Raw genomic sequence first — 17674 nt, forward strand, 5'->3', positions numbered from 1 at the left:
TCAGCGGTCGAGCGCGGTCAGGGCGCGCCCGGCCAGGGGATGCGTACGGACGATCTCGCCCAGGGAGGTCGCCCCGCGGGTGATCCCCGTGAACGCCTTCCAGGCGGGCCTGAAGCCCGTGAGCGCCGCGTGGAACATGCCGGGACGGCGTGCGAAGACCATGAGCAGGCTCTTTCCCACGCTCATTTCGACGCCCAGGCCCGCCTTGATGGCGAAGGCGTAGTTCAGGGCCTGGCGCCGGGTGTCCACGGCGTCGTTCGCCTCGGCAATCCGTACCGCCCACTCCCCCGCGAGCCGCCCCGACCGCAGCGCGAACGAGATTCCCTCGCGGGTCCACGGCTCGAGCAGCCCCGCCGCGTCCCCGCACACCAGAACCCGCCCCCGCGAGAGCGGCGAGTCGTCGGCGCGGCAGCGCGTCAGATGCCCCGACGAGATGCTCGGCTCGAAGCCGGCGAGCCCGAGCCGGGCGATGAAGTCCTCCAAGTACCGCTTCGTGGCGGCTCCTTCACCACGCGCCGAGATCACGCCGACGGTGAGGGTGTCGCCCTTGGGGAACACCCATCCGTAACTGCCGGGCATGGGGCCCCAGTCGATGAGGACGCGCCCCTTCCAGTCCTCGGCGACGGTCTCCGGGACGGGGATCTCCGCCTCCAGGCCGAGGTCGACCTGGTCGAGCTTCACCCCGACGTGGGCTCCTATCCGGCTGGCGCTGCCGTCCGCGCCGACCACCGCCCGCGCCAGCACCGTCTCGCCGTCCTGCAGTACGACGGCCACGGTGCGCCGGTCCGGTACGGCGGAGCCGTGCTGTTCCACGCGCGCGACGGTGACGCCGGTGCGGAGTTCGGCGCCCGCCTTCTGCGCGTGCTCGACGAGCCGTTGGTCGAACTCGGGCCGGTTGATGAGCCCGAAGAGCATCTGCTTGGAGCGCCGGGTACGCGTGAACCTGCCGTCGAGCGAGAACGTGACCGCGTGGACCCGGTCCCGCAGCGGCAGCTCGAAGCCGGGCGGCAGGGCGTCGCGCGAGGGGCCGATGATGCCGCCGCCGCACGTCTTGTAGCGGGGCAGCTCCGCCTTCTCGAGCAAGAGCACGCGGCGCCCCGCGACCGCTGCCGCATAGGCCGCCGAGGCGCCCGCGGGCCCCGCACCGACCACGACGACGTCCCATACCCGCTGTGCGTCGTCCGAAGAGTTCTCGCCGCTCACGATGGTCTGCTGCTCCGATCCAGCCGCCTGCCGCTCCTGCCTCACGCATCCTACGGCGGACCTCGGCGGACTCCGCTGTGGGAGTATCGGCAGCGTATGCACGATGCGCACCCGTACGCGCGTGCATCCTCGCGCGAACCCATCCGTACAACGTCGCACCCACGAGGAGCGTGCCCATGTCGTCGAACCCGGTCGCCGAGACCGTCGCCTCGCTGATGCCCAGGGCGAAGGCGGAGCTCACCGAGCTGGTGGCCTTCAAGTCGGTGGCGGACTTCGACCAGTTCCCCCGCAGCGAGAGCGAGGGCGCCGCGAACTGGGTGGCCCGGGCGCTGCGCACCGAGGGCTTCCAGGACGTGGCGCTGCTCGACACCCCGGACGGCACCCAGTCGGTGTACGGCTTCCTGCCCGGCCCCGAGGGCGCGAAGACGGTGCTGCTGTACGCGCACTACGACGTACAGCCGCCGCTCGACGAAACGGCGTGGGCGACACCGCCGTTCGCGCTGACGGAGCGCGACGGCCGCTGGTACGGACGGGGCGCCGCCGACTGCAAGGGCGGCGTCATCATGCACCTCCTCGCACTGCGCGCGCTCAAGGCGAACGGCGGCGTCCCGGTCAACGTCAAGGTGATCGCGGAGGGTTCGGAGGAGCAGGGCACAGGCGGTCTGGAGCGGTACGCCGAGGACCACCCGGAGCTGCTCACCGCCGACACGATCGTCATCGGTGACGCCGGCAACTTCCGGGTCGGTGTACCGACCGTCACCACGGCGCTGCGCGGCATGACCCTCGTACGCGTCCGGATCGACACCCTCGGCGGCAACCTGCACTCGGGGCAGTTCGGCGGCGCGGCGCCCGACGCGCTGGCCGCGTTGATCCGGGTACTGGACTCGCTGCGCGCCGAAGACGGTTCGACCACGGTCGACGGGCTGACTGGCGAAGCGCGCTGGGACGGACTGCAGTACGAGGAAGGCCAGTTCCGCGAGGACGCCAAGGTGCTCGACGGTGTGGAGCTGATCGGCTCCGGCACGGTCGCCGATCGAATCTGGGCGCGTCCTGCCGTGACCGTGCTCGGCATCGACTGCCCGCCGGTGGTCGGCGCCACCCCGTCGGTGCAGGCGAGCGCCCGCGCCCTGGTCAGCCTGCGCGTGCCGCCGGGCGTGGACGCGGCCGAGGCGACCAAGCTGCTCCAGGCCCACCTGGAGGCGAACACGCCGTGGGGCGCGCGGGTGAGCACCGAACAGATCGGCCAGGGCCAGGCGTTCCGCGCCGACACCACAAGCCCGGCGTACGCGGCGATGGCCGAGGCGATGCGCCTCGCGTACGACGGGGAGGAGATGCAGTACGCCGGGCAGGGTGGCTCCATCCCGCTCTGCAACACCCTCGCGTCCCTCTACCCGCGCGCGGAGATCCTCCTGATCGGCCTGAGCGAGCCGGAGGCGCAGATTCACGCGGTGAACGAGAGCGTGTCTCCTGAGGAGCTGGAGCGACTGTCGGTCGCCGAAGCGCTGTTCCTGCGCAACTACGCGGCGGGCTGAGCGAGTTCGGTCAGCCCTCGACGGACGAGTGAGCCGGGGCGCCTATCCCACGGGCACGCCGGCCTCCAGATAGAGCGCCGCTCCCCGTTCCCGCGCCCGCAGTGCCCAGCGCAGCCGCTCGTAGCGGACCGGGGGCAGCAGGGTGGCGGCCTCCTCCTCGCTGACGAAGCGCCAGTCGCGCAGTTCGGGGCCCGGCAGCAGCATCCGTCGGGCCTCGGCGCCATCGAGCCGTCCGCCGTCGAAGAGGAGGCGCAGTCCGCCGTAACCGGGCGGCGCGGGCGGCTCCCAGTCGACGACCAACAGACTTGGTACGTCGTCGAGTTGGATGCCGGTCTCCTCGGCGACCTCGCGCATGCCCGCGCGCGCGGGCGCCTCGCCGCGTTCGACGACACCGCCGGGGAACTCCCAGCCGGCCTTGTACGTGGGATCGACGAGGAGTACGCGATTCTGCTCGTCGAAGAGGAGCACCCCGGCGGCTACGGTCTCCGCGGTGGGCTCCGGAGTCTGCACGATGTCGCAGACGGGGACGGCGCCGGTGCGCACGGCGTCGGCGATGCGCTCCGCGGACTCGTACGGGGTGAGCGCGCTGGTGTCCACGAGGTGGGCGTCGGCGGTGAGCCAGCCGGCCAGGGCGCCACGGTAGGGCTCGATGTGGTCGTACGACCACTGGCGCACCCGTATCTCCCCGTCGGGCAGGTCGGGTGGCACCTCCCGGTCCGCTATTCGTTCCCGCAGGATCGTTTCCGCCGGGGCGAGGAGCACATGCCGTACCGGAATCCTGCGGGAGGCGAGCCCGCCGAAGATCTCGTCGCGGTATTCCTGGCGGAGCAGGGTCATGGGAATCACCAGGACGCCGCCGAGTTCGGCAAGCAGCGCGGCCGCGGTGTCGACCACAAGCCGGCGCCAGATGGGCAGGTCCTGGTAGTCACCGACCTCGGCGAGGTGCTTGGGCGGCAGCAGGTGCGTCAGCCCGGCTCCGAGGAGCTCGGGGTCGAAGAGTGTGCTGTTCGGGATCAGGTCGATCAGTTCCCGTGCGGTGGTGGTCTTCCCCGCACCGAACGCGCCGTTGATCCAAACGACGGTCACGGTTCCCCCTCTTCTGTTGACCCCCTGAGGCTTGCCCTCCACCTTGCCACGGAAACCAGGTCCTGATGAGGGCGCCTTCCGCCGCCCGGAGACAGGGGGCCGGACACACGGGCGGACACAGGGTCGTACACATGCGGAAGCCCGGCCGTGGGCGGGCCGGGCCTCTGTTCGGGACACCGAGATGTCGAGATGTCGAGCTACAGAAATGTGGGGGTACAGAGCTGTCCGGATGTCGAGCTACAGCCCCGCGCGCCGGGGTTGACTCAGCTGGTCTGCCGCTGAGCGTTCTCGACCAGGGGGTTGACGGCCGCCTCGCCGTCGCCGACCGACTTGTCCAGCATGCCGAGCGTGTCCTGTACGTCGAGCTTGCCGAGGGTGTCGCCTTCCAGTGAGTGGGACGGGGTGACGGCCGCCACCACGAATCCGGCGGCGAGGGACGCGACGGCGAGCATGCTTCGCTTCTTCATGCCTGGCTCAACTCCGAAACCGGGCATGAGTCACGGTCAGCCCTTCGCAAAGCCGGGCGTACGCCCGGACACCCGACGTTCCGCGTGTCGGAGCGCTCGCCACAGCCGCACTGTGCGCCACCGAGCTCACGGCTCCGTCGCGGCACAGGTCCCGGGCAACCCGACGGGCGTCACCGGCCCCCTTCTCGGCGACGGGCAGGCCCGCACCCCGCCGATGGGCTTCGACAACTGGAACGCCACGCACCGCCGGGCCGAGTTCAACGAAGCCATGGTCCAGGGCGTCGCCGACGACCCCGCACGGCGCGGCGTCAGCCCCCCACCCCCGCCGCTGTCGCGCTCTGCTTCCCGCTGAGCGCGGCCGCCGCCGCGCCGACCAGCCCCGCGTCCGTCCCCATCTGGGCGGGTGCCACGGTGAGGCGCTGGACGAACGACAGCGTCGCGTAGTCGCGGAGGGCGGCGCGCAGGGGGGTGAACAGGAGGTCACCTGCCTTGCCCACTCCCCCGCCGATCACCGCGATGTCGATCTCCACCAGGGTCGCCGTCGCCGCGATGCCCGCAGCCAGGGCCTGGGCGGCGCGCTCGAAGGACGCCAGAGCGACGGGGTCGCCCGCGCGGGCGGCGGCGGCCACCGCGGCGGCCGAGGTGTCGCCGTCGGGGCCGGGCTGCCAGCCGCCCTCGATGGCACGGCGCGCGATGTTCGGCCCGCTCGCGATGCGCTCGACGCAGCCGCGGGATCCGCATGGGCAGAGGTCGCCGTCGAGGTCCACGCTGATGTGACCGATGTGGCCGGCGTTGCCCGTGGGCCCGGAATGCAGCCGGCCGCCCAGGACCAGACCGCCGCCGACGCCTGTAGAGACGACCATGCACAGTGCGTTGTCGTGTCCGCGGGCCGCGCCCTGCCAGTGCTCGGCGGCCGTGATCGCCACGCCGTCGCCGATCAGCTCCACGGGCAGCCCTCCGGTGGCGGCGCGGACCCGCCCGACCAGCGGGTAGTCGCGCCAGCCCGGGATGTTCACGGGGCTCACCGTGCCGGTCGAGGCGTCCACCGGGCCCGCGCTGCCGATGCCGAGGGCGGTGGCGCGGCTCCACAGCGGCGAGCCGGTCAGCTCGCCGAGCACGGCCTCGACGGCCCGCATGATGGTGTCGCCGTCCTCCTGCGCGGGCGTGGCGCACTGCGCGCGCAGGAGGATCCGGCCATGGCCGTCCACCAGCGCTCCGGCGATCTTGGTGCCGCCGATGTCGAGCGCGGCCACGAGGTCGGTGTGCATCTGTGTCTGAGTCTCCCGGTGCGGTGTCTTTCCTGCGGCGGCCCGCGGCGGCGCCGCCCCCGAAGTCTTACCAGGGATGCCCCCGGCCCACCGGCCAGACCAAACAGGCAGCACGACTGGCCTCGAAGTCAGGCAGCACGACTGGTCCCGTAGCAGGGCAGGCCGGAGAATGCGGGGGATAGTGTCTCCCGCATCTGACAACGTTGTCCAGGCCCTATGCTCGACGCCACACCCGCATTCAGCACGTGTTGAGCACGCAGTGAGCACGTCAGGACCAACCCATCCCGTGGACAACAGGACAGGACAGCGCATCGTGGCCGAGACCGCCCGCCGAACCGACAACCGCTACGGCAACCGTCCGACCATGAAGGACGTCGCGGCGCGTGCCGGAGTCGGCCTCAAGACGGTGTCGCGCGTAGTCAACGGTGAGCCGGGGGTCACCCCGGACACCGAGCGCCGGGTGCAGGAGGCGATCGACGCGCTGGGCTTCCGCCGTAACGACAGCGCGCGGGTGCTCCGCAAGGGGCGCACCGCGAGCATCGGCCTGGTCCTGGAGGATCTCTCCGACCCCTTCTACGGCCCGCTCAGCCGCGCGGTCGAGGAGGTGGCCCGCGCCCACGGCGCCCTGTTGATCAACGGCTCCAGCGCCGAGGACCCCGACCGCGAGCAGGAGTTGGTCCTGGCGCTGTGCGCGCGCCGCGTGGACGGGCTCGTCGTCATCCCGGCCGGTGACGACCACCGCTACTTGGAGCCGGAGATAAAAGCGGGCGTCGCCACGGTCTTCGTGGACCGCCCCGCCGGTCAGATCGACGCGGACGTCGTCCTGTCCGACAACTTCGGCGGTGCGCGCGACGGCGTCGCCCATCTCATCGCCCACGGGCATCGCCGGATCGGCTTCATCGGCGACATGCCCCGCATCCACACCGCCGCCGAGCGGCTGCGCGGCTACCACACGGCGATGGAGGCCGCGGGCATTCCGGTCGACGAGGCCTGGACGTCCCTGGGCGTCACCGATCCGCAGCGAGTCCGGCGGGCTGCCGAGGCCATGCTGGCAGGACCCTCTCCCGTCACCGCGATCTTCACGGGCAACAACCGCGTGACGGTCACCGTCATCCGCGTCCTCGCCGAACACTCCGGGCCCGTCGCCCTCGTCGGTTTCGACGACATCGAGCTCGCCGATCTCCTCCAGCCCGGCGTCACCGTCGTCGCCCAGGACTCCGCCCAGCTCGGCCGCACCGCCGCCGAGCGCCTTTTCCGCCGGCTCGACGGCACGCTCGCCCTCCCGGAGCGCTTCGAACTCCCGACCAGGCTCATCACCCGCGGCTCCGGCGAACTGCCGCCGGCGGGCTGACGGATGACGTATCCGGATCACCGCACCCTCGCGGCGCTCGGTCTCGCCGAGGCCCCGCGCGACCACCCCCTGACATACCCGGGCGCCTGGCCCGAGGAGTCCGGACTCCTGGACGGCGACCTGCTGTTGCCGCTGACCCGCCTCACCTTCGAGGACCGCGTCCCGGTCCTCTCGGTCGGCTCCAACGCCTGCCCCGCCCAACTCCGGCACAAGATGCGGGAGTACGGGGTCACCGCCCCCATCCCCCTGGTGAAGGCGAAGGTCACGGGTATCGAGATCGGTGTCTCCGCGCATATCACCGGGCTCGGTTACGTGTCCGCCTCGCCCTTCCGCGCTCCCGGACTCACCCGGGAGTTGTTCCTCATCTGGCTGAACCCGGCGCAGCTCGACGCCATCGACCGGAGCGAGGGCGTCACCGCGACGTCGGGTGCGTACGACCGTGTGCTGCTGCCCGCTGCCGACGTTCCGGTCGAGCTGGAGTCGGGCGAGCTGCTCGACGGCGCCCATCTCTACGTCAACCGGCGGGGCGTCCTCCACAACGGCTCCGGTACCCCGCGCAGGCATCCCGGCGAGCATGCGCTGCTCACCGAACTCCTCGCCGGTTCACCGAGGTTGAGGGAGCTGTTCGGCTCCACACCCGAGGAGTTCTGCGTCCGGGCGCGGGGCGACCAGGCACTGTGCATGCGCGGCACCCGGCTGTTCGCCGAGGAGGGGTGGACGACGGCCTCCGGCCTGGAGAAGTACGTACGCTCAGCAGACGGGTAGTCCCGGCACCGCTGCGTCGTTGTCGCCGCCCTTGATGTAGACGTCGCTGATGAAGACGTCCGTGTTGCCGCTGTCGTCGTCCGTCTTCGCCCACCAGATGTTCGTCCACTCGCCGTGTGTCTCGCGGCGGCCGAGGTTCTGCTGGCAGTAGAAGTAGTTGGTGCCCGCGTTGAGGTTGCCGACCGCGGCTCCGTCCGTGGTGTAGGACGTGGCGGTGCGCCAGACCTCGCAGTTGTACTTGCCGTCGCCGATGGAATTGCAGACGGGAGCGGGGTCGGCGCCGCCTCCACTCGTGCCGCCCGAATTGCCGCCGCCTGTGGCTCCGACGTCATCGGTGGGGCTCGGCGAGGGGGCGGGGTCCTTCGTCGGCTTGGCGGCCTCCGTGCCTCCCGGCTTCTCGGGCGTGGGCGTGGACTGCTCATCGCCCTGCTGGGTGGGGTCGGACTCGGGGGCGCCCGGCGCGTCCACCGTGCCACGACTGGCGCCCGCCGAGGACCGGGAGTCGCCGGCTTCCCGGGTGGCCGAAGGCCCGGAGGCCGTCTTGGAGTCGCCGGAGTTGGTCAGCAGGGCCACGGTGGCGCCGGTCGCGGCCAGGACGGCGGTGACGGCGGCGGCGGCGAGAAGGGCTCGGGTCTTACGACGCCGGGGGCCGCCGTCGGAGGCGGTGGCCCGGTCTTCCGGCTGTGGCGCTCCGAAGCCAGGTCCGGCCGGGTCCGGAGCCCCGAAGCCGGGCGGTACCGCCGGGACGCTCCGACCGGTGGCCTCGCGTTGCTTCGGTGCGGGTCCGCGCAGGCTGGTGGTCGGGGAGTCCTGGCCGTCCGCCTGCGCCGCCGCTTCCAGCAGCTCGCGTGCCCGGTCGGCGTCCGGCCGGTCCTGCGGCTGCTTCTGCATTAGCTCCCGCAGTACGGGGCCCAGCGGCCCGGAGGCCCTTGGCTCCGGCAGCGGGTCGGCCACGATCGCGGTGAGCGTGGACCAGGTCGACGTACGGCGGAACGGTGAGGCGCCCTCGAGGGCCGCGTACAGCGTGGCGCCCAGGGCCCACACGTCGGAGGCGGGCCCGAAGTCGTGGCCCTGGGCACGCTCGGGCGCCAAGTAGTCCAGGGAGCCGACCAGTTCACCGCTACGGGTGAGATGCGTGGTGGATCCGTCGCCGGGGTCCTCCATCGTCGCGATACCGAAGTCGGTGAGGACCACGCGGCCGGAGCGGTCGAGCAGGATGTTGCCGGGCTTCACGTCGCGGTGCAGGACTCCCGCACGGTGGGCCGCAGCCAGCGCGTCCATGACCTTTGCGCCGATCTCGGCGGCCTCGCGCGGTTCGCGGGGGCCCTGCTCACGGAGGACGTCGTCCAGGGAGGGCCCGTCGACCAGCTCCATGACGATCAACGGACGCCCGTCGACCTCGGCCACGTCGTGCACGGCGACGACTCCGGGGTGGCGCACGCGGGCTGCCGCGCGCGCCTCGCGCTGCATCCTGCGCCCCAGGTCGGCCAGTTCGGGCGCTGCGGCGTCGGTGTACGTCCGCAGTTCCTTGACCGCGACCTCACGGCCCAGGACCTCGTCAAGGGCCCGCCAGACGACACCCATACCGCCGCGTCCGAGCTGGGCCACGACCCGATAGCGACCGGCGAGCAGCCGGCCGATCCCGTCCGTGTGTTCGTTCTCCCCCGAAGACACCGCTGCCCCGTTCCTGTGACACACCCATCAACTCCCGTACAGCCTAGGTGCCAGGGGTGACAGCACGCGCCAGTGGCAACTCCTGTGACAGGTCCGCTACTTGACGAGGATGTTCTCGGTCACTTGGCGGAAACCGTCAGATCGCCCCGCCTCGGCGCCGCGTAACCCTCCAGGTCCGTGCGGGTCAGGCCCGTCACACGCGCCACCTCCGCGATGTCGAGGGCGCCGCAGTCCAGGCCGCGCAGCAGGTAGCCGCTGAGCGCCTTGGCGGTCGCGGGTTCGTCCATCACGTTGCCGCCCGTGCGGTTGACGTACCGGGCGAGGCGCCCGGCGGCCTGCTCGAAGCCCTCGCGATAGTAGGCGAACACGGCGGCGTACCGGGTCGGGAGGTGGCGCGGGTGCATGTCCCAGCCCTGGTAGTAGGCGCGGGCAAGGGCGCGGCGGGTGAGGCCGTAGTGCAGCCGCCAGGCGTCGTGGACCTGCGAAGTCGGGCCGACGGGAAGGACGTTGGTGGAACCGTCCGAGACGCGTACGCCGGTGCCCGCCGCCGCGACCTGCATGATCGCCTTCGCGTGATCGGCTGCCGGATGGTCGCTCGCCTGGTGGGCGGCGCTGACGCCGAGGCAGGCGCTGTAGTCGAAGGTTCCGTAGTGCAGGCCCGTGGCGCGGCCCTCGGCGGCCTGGATCATCCTCGCGACGGTCGCGGTGCCGTCGGTGGCGAGGATGGCCTGGCTGGTCTCGATCTGGATCTCGAACCCGATCCGCCCCGGCTCGAGTTCATGCGCCTTCTCGAATGCCTCCAGCAGCCGCACCATGGCGGTGACCTGCTCGGCGTACGTCACCTTCGGCAGCGTCAGGACCAGCCCGTCCGGAAGTCCGCCCGCCTCCATCAGCCCGGTCAGGAAGATGTCGAGGGTCCGGATGCCCCGGTCGCGTACCGGCGCCTCCATGCACTTCATACGGATGCCCATGTACGGGGCTGCCGTGCCCTTTCCGCACGCCTCCGAGACCAGCCGTGCCGCACGGGCGGCGGCCTCGTCCTCCTCCGCGTCGGGGTGCGGGCCGTAGCCGTCCTCGAAGTCGACGCGCAGGTCTTCGATGGGCTCGTGCTCCAGTTTGGCGCGTACGCGGGCGTGGACGGGCTCGGCCAGCTCGTCGGCGAGACCGAGGGCGGCGGCGAACGTAGCGGCGTCCGGAGCGTGTTCGTCGAGGGCGGCGAGGGCCTGGTCGCCCCAGGAGCGGATGGTGTCGGCGGCGAACACGTCGCCGGGGACGTAGACGGTGTGGACGGGCTGGCGGGTGGCGGGGTCTCCGGGGTAGCGGCGCTCCAGTTCGGCGTCGACCGGGGCGAGGGAGGCGCTGATCTCCTCGCTGACAGCGCCCGCGAGACTCGTCGCCACCTTCTCCTGCGCGCCCTGGCCCATCCCGACACCCTCTCCAGTTTCCGCTGGCCGGAATCAACAATCCGTAGAGCGAAGTTATCCGCGGACCTTCCCGCTGGTCAACACCCACTTCCGCCCAGGTCCACCCCGGGACTTCCCTCTGTGGCCACCGCGGGCTCTCGACATGTTCACGCCCACCTCCGACACTGCGGTGCGCACGACTCGCCCGGCATCCGTCACCGAAGGAGCCCTCCCGTGCCCATCAAGCACAGTCGAGTCACGCGTCGTCTGGGCCTGAAGACCGCCATCGCCGCCGCGGTCGCCCTGCCTCTGACCAGTACAACACCTCTCACCGCGACCGCCGCGGCGCCCGACAGATCCGGCCACCGCCTGGAGGTCATGTCGTTCAATCTGCGGTACGCGAGCACCAGCGAACCCAACAGCTGGGCCGCCCGCCGCCCCGTGACCCGCGAACTGCTGCGCCGTGAAAGCCTCCACGTCATCGGCACTCAGGAAGGCCTCTACCAGCAGGTGCGCGACATCGAGGCCGACCTCGCACCGAACTACGACTGGATCGGCACGGGCCGCGCCGGCGGCAGCCGCGACGAGTTCATGGCGGTCTTCTACGACACCCGCCGCCTCACTCCCGTGGAGTACGACCACTTCTGGCTTTCCGACACGCCCAACGTGATCGGCTCGAACACCTGGGGCGGCGGCTCCATCCGCATGGTGACCTGGGTCCGCTTCCGCGATCTGCGCGACGGGGGGCGGGAGTTCTACTTCCTCAACACCCATCTCGACAACGCGAGCCAGAACGCACGCGCGCGTGCCGCCCAGCTGATCACCCAGCGCATCGCGGGCCTCGACCGGTCACTGCCGCTCATCGTGACCGGCGACTTCAACGTCGCCGCACATCAGAACCCCGTCTACGACACGATGCTGGGCGCCGGCCTCGTGGACACCTGGGCCACAGCGGCCGAGCGGAGCAAGCTCTACGCGACCTTCCACGGTTACCGGCCACTGGTCCCGGACGGCGACCGCATCGACTGGGTCCTCACGACTCCCGGCGTGACCGCGCACCGTGCCTCGATCAACACCTTCTCCGTGAAAGGCCAGTTCCCGAGCGACCACCTGCCCGTCCAGGCGTCGCTGACTCTGGGCTGAGCACGGGCATGAGCACGGGATGAGGCGAGGCCCCGGTGACCGTACCGACGGTCACCGGGGCCTCGTACGTTCGGAGAAGCTCAGCCCTTGCGGGTCTTGATCTCATCGGTGAGCTGCGGGACGACCTCGAAGAGGTCGCCGACCACGCCGTAGTCGACGAGGTCGAAGATCGGGGCCTCGGCGTCCTTGTTGACCGCCACGATGGTCTTCGAGGTCTGCATACCGGCCCGGTGCTGGATCGCGCCGGAGATGCCGGAGGCGATGTACAGCTGCGGCGAGACCGACTTGCCGGTCTGGCCGACCTGGTTGGAATGCGGGTACCAACCGGCGTCCACCGCGGCCCGCGAGGCACCGACAGCAGCGCCGAGGGAGTCGGCCAGCGCCTCGATGATCGCGAAGTTCTCGGCGCCATTGACGCCACGGCCGCCGGAGACGACGATCGCGGCCTCGGTCAGCTCCGGACGCCCCGTCGACTCACGCGGCGTACGGGACGTGATCTTGGTGCCGGTCGCCTGGTCGGAGAAGCTCACGGACAGGGCCTCGACCGCGCCGGCGGCCGGGGCCGCCTCCACGGCCGCGCTGTTCGGCTTGACCGTGATGACCGGAGTGCCCTTGGAGACACGGGACTTGGTGGAGAAGGCGGCGGCGAAAACCGACTGCGTGGCCACCGGGCCCTCGTCGCCGGCCTCCAGGTCGATGGCGTCGGTGATGATGCCCGAGCCGATACGGACTGCAAGGCGAGCGGCGATCTCCTTGCCCTCGGCCGAGGAGGGAACGAGGACGGCGGCCGGGGAGACGGACTCGTACGCGGCCTGCAGCGCGTCCACCTTCGGGACGACCAGGTAGTCGGCGAACTCTGGGGCGTCGGCGGTCAGGACACGGGTCGCGCCGTGCTCGGCGAGCGCGGCGGCGGTGTCGGCGGCACCCGCGCCGAGGGCGACGGCGACCGGCTCGCCGATACGGCGGGCAAGCGTCAGCAGCTCCAGGGTGGGCTTGCGGACGGCACCGTCCACGTGGTCGACGTAGACGAGAACTTCAGCCATGGGACTTCTTCTCTCCTGCTTGCGAAAGATGAGGGGCGGTAAGCGGGTTGGCCTTAGATGAACTTCTGGCCCGCGAGGAACTCAGCGAGCTGCTTGCCGCCCTCGCCCTCGTCCTTGACGATCGTGCCGGCCGTGCGCGCCGGGCGCTCCGCGGCGGAGTCGACAACCGTGTAGGCGCCCTCCAGACCGACCTCCTCGGCCTCGATGTCGAGGTCGGACAGGTCCCAGGAGGTCACCGGCTTCTTCTTGGCGGCCATGATGCCCTTGAAGGACGGGTAGCGCGCCTCGCCCGACTGGTCGGTGACCGACACGACCGCCGGGAGGGAGGCCTCCAGCTTCTCGGAGGCGGAGTCGCCGTCGCGGCGGCCCGTGACCGTGCCGTCCTCGACGGAGACCTCGGAGAGCAGGGTGACCTGCGGGACGCCCAGGCGCTCGGCGAGCAGTGCGGGAACGACGCCCATGGTGCCGTCGGTGGAGGCCATGCCGGAGATGACCAGGTCGTAGCCGGCCTTCTCGATCGCCTTGGCCAGCACCAGCGAGGTGCCGATGGCGTCCGTGCCGTGCAGGTCGTCGTCCTCGACGTGGATGGCCTTGTCGGCGCCCATGGACAGCGCCTTGCGCAGCGCGTCCTTGGCGTCCTCGGGGCCGATGGTCAGGACGGTGATCTCCGCGTCGTCGGCGTCCTCGGCGATCTGCAGGGCCTGCTCGACCGCGTACTCGTCGAGCTCCGAGAGCAGACCGTCCACGTCGTCGCGGTCGACGGTCAGGTCATCGGCGAAGTGCCGGTCGCCAGTGGCGTCGGGCACGTACTTCACAGTGACAACGATCCTCAAGCTCACGCCGGCTCTCCTACTGCAATCGTCATTTCCGAGCTGCCTTCTTTCAGGCAGCATAGGCGCCTCAAGCGGCCCGTCCCTGTTGGGGCGGCCTGCGCTCCGAACCAAATATTACTCGCCAGTACATCCAGTTCTTGCCCGCTAAGCAAGCGCTCTGAACTGTGACCTTTGCAACGCAGCGTAATCGGAACCCGACGCTTGCGCACAAGCCGGCCCCTCACTCACGCAGACCGTTGAAGCGCCCCTGGTGGTAGAGCAGTGGGCGCCCGGCGCCGCTGGGATCACCGAGGACGACCTCGGCGAGGATCAGGCGGTGGTCCCCCGCGGGTACGCGCGCGACGATCCGGCATACGAGCCAGGCCAGCACGTCGTCGAGTACGGGCACACCCTCGGGACCCTCACTCCAGCCGGTGGGCGCGCCGAAACGGTCGGCGCCGCTGCGGGCGAAGGTGGCGGCCAGCTCCCCCTGATGCTCGCCGAGTATGTGGACACCGACGTACTCCGTCTCGGAGATCACCGGCCAGCTGGAGGCGCGCGTGCCGACGCCGAAGGAGATCATCGGGGGCTCGGCGGAGACGGAGGCGAGCGAGGTGGCGGTGAAGCCGACCGGGCTGCCGCCGCTCTGGGCCGTGATCACGGCCACTCCGGCCGCGTGCCGCCGGAAGATGGAGCGGAGCAGGGCGGGAGAGGCGAGTTGAGGGGTACTGAGGCCGGGCAGGGCCGTCATGGAGTTTTCCTTCTGGGGGACGTCACGAGCCGGGCGCGGGCTGCTGCTCAACGGCTCGGACAGCGCGCGCTCGCGGTGCGGCCGAGGTCCACATGGATGCGCTCGTAGAGAAGGAGTTCCGGGGGCACAGGGTCAGGCTCACGATGGGTGGTGCGTGCAGTCAAGTGCGTTCCAGCATCTGGGAGATGCATCACCGACATCGACATGGGGCAGGCACCCCTGCCGTCAGGGTGTTCCAACGGCCTCTCCCAGCGCTGCGATCACGTCCGCCTTACGGGGCTGCCCGGCGGCGCGCCGGACGATGCGCCCCGCCGTGTCGAGCACCAGCACGGTCGGGGTCTTGAGGATGTCCAGTTCGCGTACGAGATCCAGGTGGTCCTCGGCGTCGATCTCGACGTGGGTCACGCCCGGGACGATTCCGGCCACTTCGGCAAGCACCCTGCGGGTCGCCCGGCAGGGCGCGCAGAACGCGCTGGAGAACTGGACCAGCGTGGCCCGTTCACCGAGGTTCTCCCCCAACTCGGCCGCGCCGAGCCGCCTTTCGCCGTCGCGCCCGCGCACGTTCACCCTCCTGCTTCCGCTGCCGATGTGGGAATCTGCACTCGCCCGCCCTCGCGAGCACCACATCCCTTCAGCACTTATGAAAGCCTGAAGATTCCCGGCCCACTGGAGTCGGGCTGTCCCCCGAAGTGACGAGAATCTCGCGGTTCAAAGGAACCAAGACTGGCTACTCGTCCGTTCTTCGGGCACGATCTGCGCAATGCCGTAAACCTACGGCTGCGTAACTTCCCGCCGGGAGCCCCCCTTCCCAGGCAGAGAGAAGGGTCCACTCCGTTCATGGCTGAGCTTGCCTACCGTCCCGCCATCGGTCTCGCCCGCACGCTGTTCAAGGCCTGGGACCTGAAGATCGACTGCAAGGGCTCGGAGAACATCCCGCGCTCGGGCGGTGCGGTGCTGGTGAGCAATCACATCAGCTACCTCGACTTCATCTTCGACGGTCTCGCCGCCCTGCCGCAGAAGCGTCTGGTCCGCTTCATGGCGAAGGAGTCGGTGTTCCGGCACAAGATCTCCGGCCCGCTGATGCGCAACATGAAGCACATCCCGGTGGACCGCAAGAACGGTGAAGCGGCGTACGCGCACGCGCTGGACTCGCTGCGTTCCGGTGAAATCGTCGGGGTTTTCCCCGAGGCCACCATCTCGCAGTCGTTCACGCTGAAGAGCTTCAAGTCGGGTGCCGCGCGCATGGCCCAGGAGGCCGGCGTCCCGCTGATCCCGATGGCCCTGTGGGGTACGCAGCGGCTGTGGACGAAGGGCCACCCGAAGAACTTCAAACGCAGCCACATCCCGATCACCATCCGGGTGGGCGAGGCGATCGAAGCCTCCCGTGACAAGTACGCGGGCGCGATCACTCGCCAAGTGCGCGAGCGCGTCCAGGAACTCCTGGAAGCAGCCCAGCGCGCCTACCCCGTACGCCCCAAGGACCCGAACGACACCTGGTGGATGCCGGCCCATCTCGGCGGCACGGCCCCCACCCCCGAAGAGGTCAAGGCCGCCGAGGCGCGCTGACACACGTCGACCTGGGCATGCAGGGCTAACTCCGCAAGCCAGGGCTGAACACCCCGCGGAGCTCCTACAAGTTCGCACCGCTCTCGAGCACTCCCGGCTGTCTCGACGCTTGCCTCAGAGTGCGGTGGGGAGCGTCTTCCCCAGACACTCCCGGTCGGGGGCGGCCTTGAGGGCGTGCAGAACGGCCGGGTGAGGCTCGGCATACAGAACTGAGTAGTCCATCTCACCGGACTTGGGGTCGGGCACCCAGGCCAGGCGTTCACCCTTGAGCGAAAACTGTGCGTCCACCCCTGGCTTGTTGCCGCGGCAGTCCTGCCGGTGCCATGCCCCGTTGAACCGCACGGCGACAAGACCGTGAACGCAGAGCGCACTGCCGTCGTCATGCATCAGTGACTGGTAGCACAGCGCCGTAGGGATGTCCTCGGCCCGCAGCAGCGCGGCAAGTGCGTGGGCCTTGGCGTGGCAGATGCCGGTTCCCTGCTCCAGGACGTCCGAGGCGCGCCAGGTGACGCGCGGGTCACCGCTGTCGGCCGAGTGCGGGATGGCGTCCCGGATGAACTCGTACGCCGCTCGCGCATAGGCATACGAGTCGGCAACCGTCGACGCAAGGCGCGCGGCCGTCTCCCGTACGAGCGGATGATGGTGGTCGATGACCTCGTCGGCGCCCAAGTAGGCGGACAGGTCAGGCGTTTCCTGGATCAGCTGCATGCCCGCAGAGCATAGGAACGTGACGAGCAGGGAGTCAATTGTTTTTCTGAAGTACGCATATTTATGCAAGAACTGCACCGGACCCCACCTTGCCATCACTATCGAATATCGATAGATTCCCATCGTGGTTCGATCGAGGGAGAAGCGATGGGAAAGCTGACAGTGCTTGCGCTGCGTGCCGTGCTCGTGGCGCTGCTCGCCGGCTCGGTGTTCGTTCAGGCAGTGATGGTGCCGCTGCTGGGCCGTGATCTGGAGGGCGTCGACCCGGACCTCGCGTACCCGCCCGCCGCGTACCTCGTGATCATCGTCCTGGGCATCGTGACGGTCCAGGTCGTTCTGGTCTGCGTGTGGCGGCTGGTGACGATGGTGCAGCGCGGAACCGTGTTCTCCCACGCCGCCTTCCGGTACGTGGACGTCGTTACCGGCGCGATCGTGGCTGCCGCCCTCCTGGTGTTCGCGCTCGGGGTCCTCCTGGCGCCGGGCGAAGCCGTCGCGCCGGGCATCGTCCTCCTGATCGGCGGAGTCGTCGTGGCGATCCTGGGGGTCGCGTTCATCGTGCTCGTGCTGCGGATGCTGCTCGCCCAGGCCGTCGCCCGCGACGTCGAGGCGACGCGGATGCAGGCCGAGCTGGCGGAGGTGATCTGATGCCGATCGCCGTCGACATCGATGTGATGCTGGCCAGGCGGAAGATGTCCGTGGGCGAGCTCGCGGACCGCGTCGGGATCACGCCCGCCAACCTGGCGGTACTCAAGAACGGCCGCGCCAAGGCGGTGCGCTTCACCACCCTTGCGGCGCTCTGCGAGGTGCTCGAGTGCCAGCCGGGAGACCTGCTGCGCTGGGAGGCGGAGGACGCCGAGGAGGCCCGGACGGGCGAGGTCAGCCGTCGGTGAAGGTGGCCCCCG

19 protein-coding genes are annotated in these 17674 nt (G+C 70.3%); 8 read left to right on the plus strand and 11 right to left on the minus strand.

Annotated elements, in window-relative coordinates:
• Window positions 1-1203 (minus strand): geranylgeranyl reductase family protein, encoded by a 1203-nt coding sequence (locus ACFYO0_RS11485; protein WP_388674240.1) that lies wholly within the window; start codon window positions 1201-1203, stop codon window positions 1-3.
• Window positions 1204-1379: 176 nt separating this feature from the next.
• Here ACFYO0_RS11485 and ACFYO0_RS11490 point away from each other — a divergent pair, with 176 nt between their 5' ends.
• Window positions 1380-2735 carry a dipeptidase gene (locus ACFYO0_RS11490; protein WP_388673637.1) on the plus strand — a complete coding sequence of 452 codons (1356 nt, stop codon included), beginning with the start codon at window positions 1380-1382 and terminating at the stop codon, window positions 2733-2735.
• Between the two features lie 42 nt (window positions 2736-2777).
• Here ACFYO0_RS11490 and ACFYO0_RS11495 read toward each other — a convergent pair whose 3' ends face one another.
• Both ACFYO0_RS11495 and ACFYO0_RS11500 read right to left on the minus strand, forming a co-directional pair.
• On the minus strand, window positions 2778-3821 hold the full coding sequence (locus ACFYO0_RS11495) for an NUDIX domain-containing protein (protein ID WP_388673639.1): 1044 nt from the start codon (window positions 3819-3821) through the stop codon (window positions 2778-2780).
• A 263-nt stretch (window positions 3822-4084) separates the two neighbouring features.
• Window positions 4085-4288: a hypothetical protein gene (locus ACFYO0_RS11500; protein WP_388673641.1), complete on the minus strand. Its 204-nt coding sequence runs from the start codon at window positions 4286-4288 to the stop codon at window positions 4085-4087.
• A gap of 112 nt (window positions 4289-4400) precedes the next feature.
• Between ACFYO0_RS11500 and ACFYO0_RS11505 the strand changes: the two genes are divergently transcribed.
• Window positions 4401-4640 carry a hypothetical protein gene (locus ACFYO0_RS11505; RefSeq protein ID WP_388673643.1) on the plus strand — a complete coding sequence of 80 codons (240 nt, stop codon included), beginning with the start codon at window positions 4401-4403 and terminating at the stop codon, window positions 4638-4640.
• On the opposite strand, the gene ACFYO0_RS11510 is transcribed toward ACFYO0_RS11505, so the two are convergent.
• Window positions 4597-5556, minus strand: coding sequence for an ROK family protein (locus ACFYO0_RS11510; RefSeq protein ID WP_388673645.1), 960 nt, complete (start codon window positions 5554-5556; stop codon window positions 4597-4599). The two genes, ACFYO0_RS11505 and ACFYO0_RS11510, sit on opposite strands and share 44 nt — an antisense overlap.
• 286 nt (window positions 5557-5842) lie before the next feature.
• Here ACFYO0_RS11510 and ACFYO0_RS11515 point away from each other — a divergent pair, with 286 nt between their 5' ends.
• Both ACFYO0_RS11515 and ACFYO0_RS11520 read left to right on the plus strand, forming a co-directional pair.
• The gene (locus ACFYO0_RS11515) at window positions 5843-6907 is read left to right on the plus strand and encodes a LacI family DNA-binding transcriptional regulator (RefSeq protein ID WP_388673647.1); all 1065 of its coding nucleotides are present in this window, start codon (window positions 5843-5845) and stop codon (window positions 6905-6907) included.
• Window positions 6908-6910: 3 nt separating this feature from the next.
• Window positions 6911-7672 (plus strand): hypothetical protein, encoded by a 762-nt coding sequence (locus tag ACFYO0_RS11520; protein ID WP_388673649.1) that lies wholly within the window; start codon window positions 6911-6913, stop codon window positions 7670-7672.
• Here ACFYO0_RS11520 and ACFYO0_RS11525 read toward each other — a convergent pair.
• Together ACFYO0_RS11525 and ACFYO0_RS11530 are read right to left on the minus strand one after the other, a co-directional pair.
• Window positions 7658-9346 (minus strand): protein kinase, encoded by a 1689-nt coding sequence (locus ACFYO0_RS11525; RefSeq protein ID WP_388673651.1) that lies wholly within the window; start codon window positions 9344-9346, stop codon window positions 7658-7660. The two genes, ACFYO0_RS11520 and ACFYO0_RS11525, sit on opposite strands and share 15 nt — an antisense overlap.
• A 119-nt stretch (window positions 9347-9465) precedes the next feature.
• Entirely contained in the window at window positions 9466-10770 is a 1305-nt protein-coding gene (locus ACFYO0_RS11530; RefSeq protein ID WP_388673653.1) for a DUF6986 family protein, read from the minus strand.
• Window positions 10771-10983: 213 nt separating this feature from the next.
• On the opposite strand from ACFYO0_RS11530, the gene ACFYO0_RS11535 reads away from it, so the two are divergent.
• Complete coding sequence (locus tag ACFYO0_RS11535; RefSeq protein WP_388673655.1) at window positions 10984-11892, plus strand: endonuclease/exonuclease/phosphatase family protein; 909 nt, start codon at window positions 10984-10986, stop codon at window positions 11890-11892.
• Between the two features lie 80 nt (window positions 11893-11972).
• Here ACFYO0_RS11535 and ACFYO0_RS11540 read toward each other — a convergent pair whose 3' ends face one another.
• From ACFYO0_RS11540 to ACFYO0_RS11555, 4 genes are all read right to left on the minus strand, one after another.
• Window positions 11973-12935, minus strand: coding sequence for an electron transfer flavoprotein subunit alpha/FixB family protein (locus ACFYO0_RS11540; RefSeq protein ID WP_388673657.1), 963 nt, complete (start codon window positions 12933-12935; stop codon window positions 11973-11975).
• Window positions 12936-12988: 53 nt separating this feature from the next.
• Window positions 12989-13774 (minus strand): electron transfer flavoprotein subunit beta/FixA family protein, encoded by a 786-nt coding sequence (locus tag ACFYO0_RS11545; protein ID WP_388673659.1) that lies wholly within the window; start codon window positions 13772-13774, stop codon window positions 12989-12991.
• Between the two features lie 214 nt (window positions 13775-13988).
• Window positions 13989-14498 (minus strand): flavin reductase family protein, encoded by a 510-nt coding sequence (locus tag ACFYO0_RS11550; RefSeq protein WP_388673661.1) that lies wholly within the window; start codon window positions 14496-14498, stop codon window positions 13989-13991.
• A 225-nt stretch (window positions 14499-14723) separates the two neighbouring features.
• Window positions 14724-15125: a thioredoxin family protein gene (locus ACFYO0_RS11555; RefSeq protein WP_388673663.1), complete on the minus strand. Its 402-nt coding sequence runs from the start codon at window positions 15123-15125 to the stop codon at window positions 14724-14726.
• A 210-nt stretch (window positions 15126-15335) separates the two neighbouring features.
• On the opposite strand from ACFYO0_RS11555, the gene ACFYO0_RS11560 reads away from it, so the two are divergent.
• Window positions 15336-16064, plus strand: coding sequence for a lysophospholipid acyltransferase family protein (locus tag ACFYO0_RS11560; protein WP_344388440.1), 729 nt, complete (start codon window positions 15336-15338; stop codon window positions 16062-16064).
• 114 nt (window positions 16065-16178) lie between these two features.
• On the opposite strand, the gene ACFYO0_RS11565 is transcribed toward ACFYO0_RS11560, so the two are convergent.
• Complete coding sequence (locus ACFYO0_RS11565; RefSeq protein ID WP_388673665.1) at window positions 16179-16772, minus strand: transglutaminase domain-containing protein; 594 nt, start codon at window positions 16770-16772, stop codon at window positions 16179-16181.
• A gap of 147 nt (window positions 16773-16919) precedes the next feature.
• Between ACFYO0_RS11565 and ACFYO0_RS11570 the strand changes: the two genes are divergently transcribed.
• Window positions 16920-17417: a DUF2975 domain-containing protein gene (locus ACFYO0_RS11570; protein WP_388673667.1), complete on the plus strand. Its 498-nt coding sequence runs from the start codon at window positions 16920-16922 to the stop codon at window positions 17415-17417.
• Entirely contained in the window at window positions 17417-17662 is a 246-nt protein-coding gene (locus tag ACFYO0_RS11575; protein ID WP_165338154.1) for a helix-turn-helix transcriptional regulator, read from the plus strand. The genes ACFYO0_RS11570 and ACFYO0_RS11575 overlap by 1 nt, the downstream gene beginning before the upstream one ends.
• Window positions 17663-17674: the final 12 nt, after the last annotated feature.

This window comes from Streptomyces sp. NPDC006365, from assembly GCF_042870755.1.
Taxonomy (GTDB): domain Bacteria; phylum Actinomycetota; class Actinomycetes; order Streptomycetales; family Streptomycetaceae; genus Streptomyces; species Streptomyces xiangluensis.